9 protein-coding genes are annotated in these 13,094 nt (G+C 44.1%); 3 read left to right on the plus strand and 6 right to left on the minus strand.

The genetic code is table 11. The features are described from left to right. Positions 1-272: 272 nt before the first annotated feature. Positions 273-1,760, minus strand: a complete 1,488-nt coding sequence (locus F3J02_RS04345; protein ID WP_167247904.1) for a nicotinate phosphoribosyltransferase — start codon at positions 1,758-1,760, stop codon at positions 273-275. Between the two features lie 24 nt (positions 1,761-1,784). Next, positions 1,785-2,663 (minus strand): phosphoribosyltransferase family protein, encoded by an 879-nt coding sequence (locus F3J02_RS04350; RefSeq protein ID WP_167247905.1) that lies wholly within the window; start codon positions 2,661-2,663, stop codon positions 1,785-1,787. A gap of 355 nt (positions 2,664-3,018) precedes the next feature. Between F3J02_RS04350 and F3J02_RS04355 the strand changes: the two genes are divergently transcribed. Beyond that, positions 3,019-4,194, plus strand: coding sequence for a zinc-binding dehydrogenase (locus F3J02_RS04355; RefSeq protein ID WP_167247906.1), 1,176 nt, complete (start codon positions 3,019-3,021; stop codon positions 4,192-4,194). 71 nt (positions 4,195-4,265) lie between these two features. Here F3J02_RS04355 and F3J02_RS04360 read toward each other — a convergent pair whose 3' ends face one another. The 4 genes from F3J02_RS04360 to betI all read right to left on the minus strand — a co-directional run bounded on the left by F3J02_RS04360 (position 4,266) and on the right by betI (position 8,991). Then, a complete protein-coding gene (locus F3J02_RS04360; RefSeq protein ID WP_167247907.1) occupies positions 4,266-5,048 on the minus strand; it encodes a TorF family putative porin in 783 nt (260 codons plus the stop codon). Between the two features lie 65 nt (positions 5,049-5,113). Beyond that, positions 5,114-6,808 (minus strand): choline dehydrogenase, encoded by a 1,695-nt coding sequence (betA, locus tag F3J02_RS04365; RefSeq protein WP_167247908.1) that lies wholly within the window; start codon positions 6,806-6,808, stop codon positions 5,114-5,116. A gap of 91 nt (positions 6,809-6,899) precedes the next feature. After that, positions 6,900-8,372 (minus strand): betaine-aldehyde dehydrogenase, encoded by a 1,473-nt coding sequence (betB, locus tag F3J02_RS04370; protein ID WP_167247909.1) that lies wholly within the window; start codon positions 8,370-8,372, stop codon positions 6,900-6,902. Continuing rightward, entirely contained in the window at positions 8,365-8,991 is a 627-nt protein-coding gene (gene betI / locus F3J02_RS04375; protein WP_004655490.1) for a transcriptional regulator BetI, read from the minus strand. Before betI ends, betB begins: the two co-directional genes overlap by 8 nt. 264 nt (positions 8,992-9,255) lie before the next feature. Here betI and F3J02_RS04380 point away from each other — a divergent pair, with 264 nt between their 5' ends. Together F3J02_RS04380 and F3J02_RS04385 are read left to right on the plus strand one after the other, a co-directional pair. Then, positions 9,256-10,863: a BCCT family transporter gene (locus F3J02_RS04380; protein ID WP_167247910.1), complete on the plus strand. Its 1,608-nt coding sequence runs from the start codon at positions 9,256-9,258 to the stop codon at positions 10,861-10,863. Between the two features lie 120 nt (positions 10,864-10,983). Continuing rightward, positions 10,984-13,044 carry a choline transporter gene (locus F3J02_RS04385; protein ID WP_167247911.1) on the plus strand — a complete coding sequence of 687 codons (2,061 nt, stop codon included), beginning with the start codon at positions 10,984-10,986 and terminating at the stop codon, positions 13,042-13,044. Positions 13,045-13,094: the final 50 nt, after the last annotated feature.

Genomic DNA, 13,094 nt, shown 5'->3' on the forward strand with positions numbered 1-13,094 from the left:
CTGTTTATAAATGAAAAAACAGTTTAGCTTGTTTCAGCGTAGCGACAGCAGTTATCGAGAAATCAAAACTTTTGTGTATTGGCAATTGTATACTTTTAGGGATAAAGCCTAAGCAGAAATCTTTCATTGCGAGTGATTAGCCGATGCTACATCTTCAGCCAAGTTCAAAATAACATTATGAACTTCATGCAAGATCGTTAAATGGGCGGCATCCATGCCGCCTTTCATGATGTAACGTAGATGAACTGCAAACTAGCGATCTTGAGATCGTTTTAGACCAATCTCTCCCGAATTTGATCAAGCGAGCATTCTCTTAACAGTTGACCATTTTCAAATACTGTTTGCAGTGCACCCATATTCTCCTGTTCAAAGCTTTGTTGATCAAAAAGCTCAAAACCATTCTCAGTTTGTTCAACCCGTAATAAGCCCTTGGCTGATTTTTTAACACCTGAGTCGGTCATTGGGTCTTTAAACAGTTCGCGACCGACACCGTTGACCTGACCCCAAGTGGCTTTTACGGCAAAACCAAAGCTATCACGAGTTAAATAGTTATAGGTATAGCTGCCAATTCCAAAGACTAGATTATTGGAAGCAAAGCCTTTGGCTTCTAAACCTTTTAAGATATTTTGTGCACGTTCTAGGGTAATCGAGTCACCATAGATTAAGCCAACACGCTCATTCAGTACTTTATAGCCTTGCGCTGTTTCTGTGCCGCCAAAAATCTCCCATAAACATTGCACTGCACCTTTATAAGCGGGGCTATCTTTCTCTGCATTAGGATCGCCACAGATAATTTTTACGGGATCACCTGAGTCGGGGCGAAACACCACTTTGGCGAGCCCGAGGGCATTCGGTTGGCGTTTTAAAATCTCTGCTTTTAATTCCACGCTAAACTCGGTAATCACACGCCAGAAATCCCAAGTATCTGAAACGATACTGACTACACCAGCAGGATAAAGTTCACAGATCAGACGTCTAAAGGTCTCGATTTCACTTTCTTCACTGCCCATACACATCACGCTATGTTCTGTTGCAGGCACTGAAACGCCTACGACACCTGTTGCATTGTAATATTCTTCTGCATAGTCAATTGAAGCAACTGAGTCGGTACCGATAAAACTGGTCAAGTGCCCCACACCTGATTGGGCTGCATCATAGATCCCACTCATCCCACGGCTACTAAAATCATGGCCTTGAACCGCAACAAAGTCTAAAGGTGCACCTGTTTTTTCTGCATATTGGGTCAACAAGCGTTTGTATTCATAGGCAATGCTGGCGGTGGTACAGCTTTTCCAGAGCTCGGCACTGAGCACGGTTTCAATATAGTTGGTTAACCAAAAGAAATTCGGATCAGTGTTGATAATGGTCAATACCGGCACTTTGATATTGACGCGGCTACCTTCTGGCAAAGCTTTAATTTTTAATGGTAAATAACCAAGATCGTGCAAGGCTTCGATGTGCTCGACAGGCACCGCACCTTCACCTAAAGCGTTGTCCATACGGCGTTTATAGGCTGCCACCACTTTGGCTTTAGGTTGATTGAAGAAGCCTTCATTCCAAGTTTCAATCAAAAAGTGTTTGATAAAGCCTTGCAGACCAAAGAACACAATCTTGTCATCAAAGTCAGGTAGCATTTTGGCTAAACGTGATGAACGTGGGGTAAAGTTGGCATAGACGTATTCAGTTCCCACTGGATACTGGCGACGGTGGTCTGCTTTATAGAAATCAATTGCATTGAGTGGGTTAATTTTAATACTCATTTTTATCGGCCTCTCGCTTTAATCTTAATTTTGAAAATTGATGATATTGAGTTTGCTTGCTTCAGCTTGTGGCAGGCTATTGCTAGTAAACACCTGATCGACCAAGCCATCAAATACCGCGAGACCTTTGCTAAAAATGCCATGCGTGACATACAAAATAATGTTTTGGCAGTTTAGGCTGCGTAGTTGTTTGGCAATACCAATAAAGGTTGCACCACCGTCACAAATATCATCGGTGATCACGGCTGTTTTTCCTGTCAAATCAGGGCTATCCACCGCCGTTGTTCTAATTTTGCCAGTGCTTGGATCGCGTTTCTTTTCACAGCGAATCACTTCAATGGCTTGTTGGCGTTGCTGATTGATGCCATTTGCAATCGCTTGGGTACGTTGTGCTGCACCTGCATCAGGGCAGATCAATACGGTATTGTCAGCACTTAAAATCTGCATCAATGCTGGGCTTTGCTGGATAATCTCAATCGGTTCGATATTGATCACTTCTTTGAAGCTGGTATTTTTGCGTAACAGCTCAAGCGTCACTGAGCTATGACAATCCCACACCACAATTTTCTGACGCTGTCCTGCAAATTTTTCGCTATTGCTATTCAATAACTTGGTCATTAAATTCAGAGAGAAGGCCTGACCTTGTGCACAGATACGATCTTGACGTGCATAGGGAAAATAGGGGATTTCTACCGAAAGACGAGTGCCTTGTTCTAGTAACACATTTTCCAGTAATAGATAATCCATCAAATCTGCGCTGTTCTGTAGTGAGGCTTTGATCTGAGTGTCAGCCTGTAATTGGTTTAGTAACTCAGGCTGTAGTTGAATATGACGCTCACCACCTGAAAACTGCAAAAACTCGATGGGAACATTGGCTTGAGCTGTCATAAGTTGAATCGTCATTTTTAACTTCTATTTTATAGTGGCTTAAAGCCAGTAAATATATATTGGCATAATGACACTATTAAATGCAAGGTTTAAATTTGATCATTTTAATAAAAATAGGGAAGTTATTTAGAAAACTAGATTTATCTAATTGAAGTTAAAAGAGAATAATTTTCAAATTTTTTTTTAATCATTGGAACTATTCTAAAATGGACCAACTGCTGACTTTATTGCTGCGATATATTGATATTTAGGTCATAGTTTTTGACAATTATCCTTGTCAGGATTGAGGCATGTATTGTTGGCTTGGCATTACAACAGGTCAAAGTGCTAACAGCGAACAATGGGAATAAAACAAAAAGGAAAGCATTCAATGAAATCTCTGATTTGTCATAACGCTGAGTTAAAACTGGAAGACAGCCTTCAATTGGTTCCTGCAAAGGGGCAAGTCTTACTTGAAGTGGTACGTTGCGGTATCTGTGGTTCTGATTTACACATGCAGCATCACTGTGATCATATGCATGATTTGGCAGCACGAGTTGGATTCAATGGGGTGGCAAAGTCCTCGGATAAATTGGTTTTCGGGCATGAGTTCTGCGGTAAAGTCTTGGATTATGGTCCAAAAACACGGCGTAAATTGAAAGCGGATACTTTGGTCTGTGCCATGCCCTTGTTAAATGTTGATCCACAAGGCTATGTACCGACTGGACTATCGCCAAGTGCTTCTGGCGGTTATGCAGAACAAGTCTTGGTACAATCGAGTCTGATGTTTGAAGTGCCGAATGGTTTAGATGCGGATCGTGCCGCGCTGACTGAACCAATGGCGGTTGCCTTACATGCGGTACGTCGCAGTCGAATCAAGAAAAACGAGCCTGCCATTGTGATTGGCTGTGGTCCTGTCGGCTTGGGCGTGATCATTATGCTCAAAGCAGCAGGTGTTAAAACCGTGATTGCCAGTGATTTTTCACCGAACCGTCGTCGTTTGGCTGAGCAATGTGGTGCGGATGTCTTGATTGATCCTAAACAACAGTCTCCATTTGGTAGTTGGAAAGAGCTTGGCTTATTGGGCAATGTTTCTGAAGCAGTGAATATGGGCATGGGGATTTTTGATAAAGTTCAAACTTACTCATTACCGTGGGTGAATGCCATGCGTGTGGGGGATAAACTCGGGATATTGCCGAAGCGTCCGGTGATTTTTGAATGTGTGGGTGTAGCAGGGATCATGCAGCAGATATTGGAGGGGGCACCGCTATTCTCACGTATCGTGGGCGTGGGGGTTTGTATGCAAAGCGACAAGATCGAACCTGCGTTGGCGATTAATAAAGAGCTAGAAATCCAGTATGTGCTGGGTTATACCCCACTTGAGTTCCGTGACACGCTGCATATGATTGCGGAAGGTAAAGTCGATTGTTCACCATTAATTACAGGTGTGGTCGGTTTGGAGGGTGTTGGCAATGCCTTTGAAGCGCTGCGTGATCCAGAGCAACATGCCAAGATTCTGATTGATCCAAAACGCGTAGGCTCAACGATTGAATTGATCAAGCCATAACATCCAAGATTTTAAAAAGCCGCTTTCAATGAAGCGGCTTTTTTATGTCAGAAGACTTGATCCAGTGAGGATTAGAAGCTTTTGGTTAATGATAAAGTCACGGTTGAATCAATCGGATTGGAGACTTTGGCATTGGGATTGCCATTACTGTACTGCTGATAAAAACCGTCTTTATCCCATGCTTTGCTATAGGTCAAACTGCTAGAAAGATTGTAGGGTAGTTCTTTGTTGACCGCAAAACTGGCATCTTGGAAACTGGCAGCAGAAAAGTTTTTAATGCGTTGATTACCATAATGGGCATCGACAGACCAACCTTGCGTAATCGGTTGGTGCCAATTGACATCCAAATAGCCCGAGCCACGTGAATGCTTATTGTTGCCGACGCCCAAAGTATCCGAGTTATTACCAAAATAATCTTGGGTATAGGTAATCGCATATTTAACGCTGAGTGGTCCATAGCTGATTTCTGGGATTATTTCCCCATAATCAAAACGGGTATTGCCTGTATCCGCAGTGGTTTTTGCCCCAGGATAATAGTAATAGGCGACTTTGGTGCCAATAGTTAAATCACCAAAACTTCGGCTATAGCCGGTATACACATCCCATTCGACCGAGGCATCCCGAATAAAATGATCACTTACCGTTGATGCCCAAGTCCCTGCATAAAAACCGCTGGCATGGTTGTAATCCAGTCCACCTTGTAAGGCAGGTTTACCCCAAGTTTGTTGAAAACCGCGAGAAACGTATTGGCTAGCCGCAGTGATATTGGCCGAGTAGGGTGAAGGGATTTCAGTGGCGTGGGTGCTTTGAAAGTAAAAAGCCAAAGGTGCAATTAAGAATAAAGTTTTTTTCATCATTTCTCCCTGAATGAAGTGAAACCCGAAGCTGAGCTTCGGGTATCCACTGAGGAATATCTTCCTTATAGTATTGGACGTAACGGCGCTTGACGTACAGGTGCTGTACCCGCTTTGTAATAACCCGCTTCTGAGCGAGGGAGTTTTTGACCACGGATTTTATCGGCAATTTTTTCTGCGATCATAATTGTGGTGGCATTCAAGTTGCCTGTAATGATCAATGGCATAATTGAGGCATCAACCACACGTAAGCCTTGTACGCCATGAACGCGACCTTGGCCATCGACTACGGCCATGTCGTCTTCGCCCATCTTACAACTGCATGAAGGATGGAACGCTGTTTCCGCATGCGTACGGACGAATTCATCCAGCTCTGCATCAGTTTGGATATGTTTACCCGGACTAATTTCTTCACCACGATATGGATCAAGCGCAGGCTGAGCCATGATTTCACGGGTGATACGGATCGCATCACGGAATTCACGCCAGTCTTGTTCAGTTGACATGTAGTTGAACAGAATACTTGGATGCTCAAACGGATCTTTGGATTTCAGCTTGATGCGACCACGTGACGGTGAGCGCATTGAACCGACATGGGCTTGGAAGCCATGTTCTTTTACCGCATTACTACCGTTGTAGTTAATCGCCACAGGTAAGAAGTGATATTGGATATTCGGCCAGTCAAACTCTTTTGAACTACGGATAAAGCCACCCGCTTCAAACTGATTACTTGCACCAACGCCTGTACCATTAAATAACCATTCTGCACCAATTGCAGGTTGGTTATACCATTGCAGTGCAGGGTAGAGTGAAACAGGTTGCTTGCATTGATATTGCAGATACATTTCCAAGTGATCTTGCAAGTTCTCACCGACCCCTGGCAAGTCATGCACTACATCAATATCCATCGATTTCAGGAAATTGCTTTCACCGACACCTGAACGTTGCAAGATTTGTGGTGAGGCAATCGCACCTGCACAGAGCAACACTTCACGTTTGGCTTGTGCCTGTTTCATATTGGCTTGGTCTGCACCAATAATATATTCCACACCCACCGCCTGTTTTTGATTAAACAAGATTTTATTAGTAGTAGCATGCGTGACGATGGTCAAATTCGGGCGACCTTTAGCCATATCCAGATAACCACGGGCTGTACTAGAACGGCGACCTTTGGGGGTCACAGTACGGTCCATTGGGCCAAAGCCTTCTTGTTGATAGCCATTTAAGTCATCGGTACGTGGGTAACCCGCCTGTACGCCTGCTTCAACCATGGCATGGAACAAGACATTGTTGCCATTTTTAGGGGTTGCGACTGACACAGGACCTTGGTCACCATGGTAGTCATTACCACCGATATCACGAGTTTCAGCTTTTTTGTAATACGGCAAGCAGTCTGCATAGGTCCAGTCTTCCAGACCTTTCATGGTTGCCCACTGATCCAGATCCATGGCATTACCACGGATATAGCACATGCCATTGATCAGGGAAGAACCACCTAAACCCTTACCACGACCACATTCCATACGACGATTGTTCATGTATGGTTCAGGATCGGTTTCATAGGCCCAGTTATAGCGACGGCCTTGTAATGGAAAAGCCAAAGCAGCTGGCATTTGAGTACGGAAATCTAAACGGTAGTCTGGACCACCTGCTTCCAAGAGTAAAACAGTCACGTCTTTGTCTTCAGTCAGACGTGTTGCGAGCACATTTCCGGCAGATCCTGCGCCAATGATAATGTAGTCATATGCTTGAGTATTCATCGTTATCCCTTTTTCTATTCTTGAGGATGCCGATGCAATCATGGGATTGCTCGGCATAGAGGATTAATTTTGAGGGTGAAAGGTGAGGGCATTAGAAAATGCTGTGATACTCACCTAACTCAACTTGAACGGATTTGATACGGGTGTAATGACCCAAAGTGGTTAAGCCATTTTCACGGCCAACACCAGATTGCTTGTAGCCACCGACTGGCATTTCCGCAGGCGATTCGCCCCAGGTATTGATCCAGCAGATACCTGCTTCAATTTGATGGATAATACGATGCGCTTTGGTGATGTCTTGTGTCACGACACCTGCGGCCAAACCAAAGGTGGTGTCATTGGCACGACGGATCACTTCTTCCTCAGTTTCATAGCTAAGAATGCTCATCACTGGGCCAAAGATTTCTTCTTGTACAATCGCCATATCATCTTGGCAGTTGCTGAATACTGTCGGGAGTACATAAGCGCCTTTAGCCAAGTCACCTTCCGTTGCACGACCACCACCAATCAATAGTTTTGCACCTTGCTGTTTGCCTGACTCAATGAAAGACAATACTTTTTCCATATGCGGGAAACTGGTGAGAGGTCCGAAATTGGTTTGCTCGGCCATTGGATCACCGATACGGATACGTTTTACACGTTCCACTACGGCTGCTTCAAAATCCGCAAGCAAGGTTTTTGGTACAAACACACGGGTACCATTGGTGCAGACTTGACCTGAACTAAAGAAGTTTGCCATGACGGCGATATCCGCAGCGCGGTCGAGGTTGGCATCATCACAAATAATCAGGGGTGATTTACCGCCCAGCTCCATGGTGACTTCTTTTAAGGTCGAACCCGCAGCACTGGCCATCACTTTTTTGCCAGTTTCGACACCACCCGTGAACGAGATTTTTTCAATCACAGGATGTTCAGTTAACCATTGACCGATGTCACGACCCGCACCTTGAACCACGTTAAATACGCCGTCTGGTACGCCCGCTTCAGTATAGATTTCAGCAAGTTTAAATGCAGTCAGTGGGGTAGTTTCACTTGGTTTGAAAATCATGGCATTTCCCGCTGCTAGGGCAGGTGCCGATTTCCACATGGCGATTTGAATTGGATAGTTCCACGCACCGATACCTGCAACCACACCAAGTGGTTCACGACGGGTATAGAAGAAGCTTGATTCACGCAGTGGCACTTGCTCGCCTTGGATCGCGGTTGCCAGACCAGCGTAGTATTCGATCACATCAGCACCTGTCACGATATCCACGGTTGAGGTTTCGCTGTAGGCTTTACCGGTATCGAGTGTTTCGAGTTGGGCAAGTTCATCATTACGTTCGCGTAAGATATCAACCGCACGACGTAAGATGCGTGAACGCTCCATTGCGGTCATGGCGGCCCAGATTTTTTGACCTTGTTGTGCGCTTTGAACAGCCGCTTCGATGTCTTGTTGTGACGCTTGTTGAAGTGTTGCGATCACTTCACCGTTGGCAGGGTTAATGCTGTTAAATGTTTGACCACTGGTTGCTGCGACATAACGTCCGTGGATATATAACTGGTGAACTTGTGCATCACTCATTCTGTTTCTCCTGCAAAGGTTTGTTCGCAAATTGCAATTGCGTTTTTACATAATCGTAAGCAATGGAACGTGCCAACTGGCTGTCAAACTCATCATGACTGCTTAAACTGCCACGTAACCATAATCCGTCAATCAAAGCTGCTAATCCGCGAGCAGCGATGCTTGCCTGTTGTTTATCATCCACCAACATAAGAAAATAATGTTTCAAGTTGGAATACAGGCGTTGATCATTAATTCGTTGTAAACGTCCAAGTTCGGGAAGGTGCATACTGGCCGACCAAAAGTCTAACCAGACCCGCATGGCTTGTTTGTTGACCTGACTGATATCGAAGTTGGAATCAATAATGGCCTTGATCTGGCTTTCTGGATGCGCATCTGCTTCGGTTTTGTATTGGTCAGTCTTTTGACGCAAAACGTTGAGCATCTCTTGCATACAGGTATTGATCAATCCCTGTTTGTCACCGAAATAGTGACTCACAATACCAGTCGATAGTTCAGCCTTTTTTGCAATCTGTGCAATGGTGGTATTGGATAACCCCACTTCAGAAATTACATAAAATGCGGCGTTAATAATTTCTTCACGTCGCACATGCTCTGGTTTTACTCTACGCTTTGTCATGCTTATCCATTTAAAGCCCTGCCAAGGTGCTTTTTATTCAACATTTCTCGATGTAGAGCATCATAACATTTTTTTATCATACTTTTTATTGATTGAACGTTCAATCAATAAAAAGTATAATCTGTAAAAATCAATGAATTTTTGATTGGCAAGAATAGAAGTAGTGTAATAAATCAAAGATTCTTATGGATAAGGCGATAAGCAGAATTGAACACTTATCACATTATTTTTTAAGAAAAAACACCAATTGCAAGGAGCAAGAACATGGTGTCAGAAAGTAATGAAGGGTCCCCATCTGAACCTATACGTTTAAATTTGTTTGTTTTTTGGAGCTCCGCAATCAGTATCGGCATTTTTGGCCTATTGTTTGTATTGTTTCCACAGCGCAGTCAGTTCTGGCTAACCTATATACAAGGGCTGGCAAACCAATTATTTGGCTGGTACTACATGCTGGTGATTGTGGTTTGTTTAGGTTTTGTCGCATGGTTGGCTTTTTCTCGGGTGGGGCAGATTCCTTTAGGTAAAGATGACGATAAACCTGAATTTGGTTATCTGGCTTGGGTGTCGATGCTGTTTTCCGCAGGGATCGGGATTGCACTCTTGTATTACGGTGTAGCTGAACCCGTCGACCATTTTATTCGACCGCCAGAAGGTCAGGGTGGAACGATTCAAGCCGCACGTGATGCGATGATGTATAGCTTTCTGCATTGGGGCATTCATGGTTGGGTGTTGTATGCCTTATTGGGTGTGACACTCGGTTATTTTGCTTTTCGTCAGAACTTGCCATTGGCGTTGCGTTCTGCACTGTATCCGATCTTTGGTGAACGTATTCATGGTTTGATCGGTGATTTTGTCGATGGTTTTGGGATTTTAGCTACGGTCATTTCTTTGGTGACCAATCTCGGTATTGGTGCTTTGGTACTGGTTTCGGGGGTACATTATCTCTTGCCTGAGATTCCAAATAACCAAACCACCTTGATTACGGTGGTGTTGCTGATGATGTCAGTCGCGACCATTACCACTGTGGTCGGGATTGAAAAGGGCTTGGCTTGGTTATCGCGTATCAATTTGCGTTTGCTCTATGCGCTCTTGCTGTTTGTATTTCTCACAGGACCAACCAACCATTTACTTAATGGTTTAGTACAGAACGTGGGTGATTATCTCGATCATTTTCTAGCGAAAAGCTTTGATATGTACCTCTACAATACCAAAGCAGGCGAGTGGTTAGGTTCATGGACCGTGTTCTATTGGGCATGGTGGATTGCATGGGCACCATTTGTCGGCATGTTTATTGCGCGTATTTCTAAAGGCCGTACGATTCGTGAAGTTGTGCTCGGTGTCTGTCTAATTCCACTCGGTTTTACACTGGCTTGGATCTCGATTTTTGGGAACACCGCAATCTATTTTATTTTGGAACAGAAGCAAAAAATCTTAGGTGATCTGGTGTTAACCGATCCTGCTTTGTCCCTATTTAAGCTTCTCGAATTTTTACCGTTCAATCCTTATGTTGCTGGGATTGTTGTTGTGATTTGTTTCGTATTGTTTTTGACCCCTGTGGGTTCTGGTACACTCATGATCGCAAATCTGTCCTCGAAAGGGGGTAGCAATGAAAGTGATTCACCGATTTGGTTGCGAATTTTCTGGTCTGTGGTGATTACCATTGTCAGTATCGGGCTGCTGTTGGCAGGGAGTTTTCACTCCATGCAAAGTGCGGTGGTACTGTGTGGTTTACCATTCTCCGTTATTATTTTGCTGTATATGTTTGGCTTAGCCAAAGCACTTAAACAGGATCAATTTAGTCCTACGCCACCGCAAGTGATAACGCAGGTAACTCAGTCATCACATCACACAACTGAAAAATCAGAAACATAGTAATTCGGGCGAATGACTTTTATTTTTCATTTTTTATTCGGGCAGGTCTTTTCATTGATTGAATGATGAAAAGACTTTGTTGAATATTTTCTTTTTCTTCTCTAATTCCTTGAGGATTGTATGGCAACAGATAATCCAAGAGCGGTTGATGATGCTACATTAGCGAATAAAGATCATTTAAATCGTGTGGTCTTTTATGTTTCAGCTCTACTTATTTTAACATTTGCACTTGTTACGATTCTATTTAACGATTTTGCCAACCACTTATTAAATGTGGTACTGGCGTGGGTCAGCGATAAATTCAGCTGGTACTACCTCTTAGCAGCAACCTTGTATCTTGTCTTTGTGATCTTCATTGCGTGTTCGCGTTATGGCGATATCAAACTTGGTCCCAAGCATTCCAAACCTGAGTTTAGCTTACTGAGCTGGTCGGCCATGCTGTTTGCTGCGGGGATCGGGACGGACTTGATGTTCTTCTCGGTTGCAGAACCTTTATCCCATTATATGAATCCACCAGTAGGTGAGGGGCAAACTTATGAAGCTGCCCGTCAGGGTATGGTGTGGACGCTGTTTCATTATGGTTTAACTGGTTGGGGCATGTATGCCTTGGTTGGGATGGCATTGGGATACTTTAGTTATCGGTATAACTTACCTCTGACCATTCGTTCAGCACTCTATCCAATCTTTGGTAAGAAAATTGATGGTCCGATTGGGCATACTGTCGATACAGCTGCCGTCATCGGTACAATTTTTGGTATCGCGACCACCTGTGGTATTGCGGTGGTGCAGATCAATTATGGTCTGCATGTACTGTTTGGCTTACCTGAAAACCTGTGGATTCAGATTGCCCTGATTGGCGTGGCCGTGATTGTGACCATTATCTCGGTCACTGCTGGGGTGAATAAAGGCATCAAGGTACTGTCTGAAATCAACATTTATGCTGCCATCGGCTTGATGTTGTTTGTACTGTTCTTGGGTAATACTGAATTCCTGCTCAATGCCTTAGTGCAAAACTTTGGTGACTATATCAGTCGCTTCCCAAGTTTGGCACTGGAAAGCTTTGCTTTTGACCGACCGAAAGAGTGGATGAACAGTTGGACCTTGTTCTTCTGGGCATGGTGGGTGGCGTGGTCGCCATTTGTGGGACTGTTCTTGGCAAGGATTTCACGTGGTCGTACCATTCGTGAGTTTGTTTGCGGGACGCTGATCATTCCATTGTTGTTTACCATCACGTGGTTGTCTATTTTCGGAAATAGCGCGTTGTATAACGTTATTTTTGAAGGTAATGCCGCTTTGGCACAAACCGTTTTGACCGATCCTGCACATGGTTTTTATGATCTATTGGCGCAATATCCTGGCTTTGCTTTTATTGCGGGGATCGCAACCATTACGGGGTTATTGTTCTATGTAACTTCGGCCGATTCTGGTGCGCTGGTTCTTGGTAACTTCACCACCAAGTTCTCCAATGTCGATAATGATGCACCGCGTTGGCTTAGAATCTTCTGGGCAACCGCAATTGGTTTGTTGACGATTGCGATGCTGATGGCAAACGGGATTACCGCACTGCAAAGTGCCACCGTAATCATGGGCTTACCGTTTAGTTTTGTGATGTTGCTAGTCATGGCAGGCCTATATAAATCCTTGCGTTTAGAGGATTATCGTAAAGCCAGCCGCAGTCTGAACGCCGCACCTGTGGTCGGAAACGTCGACATTCTGAACTGGAAGCAACGTTTATCGCGTGTCATGCATCATCCGGGCAGTAGTGAAACGCGGCGTATGCTTGATAGCGTGTGTAAGCCAGCGGTACAAACCGTGGCGGATGAGCTGATCAAGCGCGGTATGAATGTTGAAGTCACACAGGGTGAATTGGAAGACAGTGATACACTGTATCATCTTGATCTCACCATTTACATTGAAGAAGAACATAACTTCGTGTACCAAATCTGGCCTGTGCGTTATATTGCGCCAACCTTTAGTGAGCGGGGTAAACGTGGTAAGCAGTTCTACTATCGTTTAGAAACCTTCTTGTATGAGGGTTCTCAAGACAATGATCTAGTTGGATATACCAAAGAACAGGTGATTAATGACATCCTTGATAAGTATGAACGGCATATGACCTTCTTGCATATCAACCGTATTAGTCCCGGTAATCGTCCTTTGTATCCTGATTCACAAGATTAATGGTTCAAATAAAAAAACCTCACATGCTGTGAGGTTTTTTTATGGGTTCA

Origin of the sequence: Acinetobacter sp. Tr-809 (assembly GCF_011753255.1) — a bacterium.
GTDB lineage: Bacteria > Pseudomonadota > Gammaproteobacteria > Pseudomonadales > Moraxellaceae > Acinetobacter.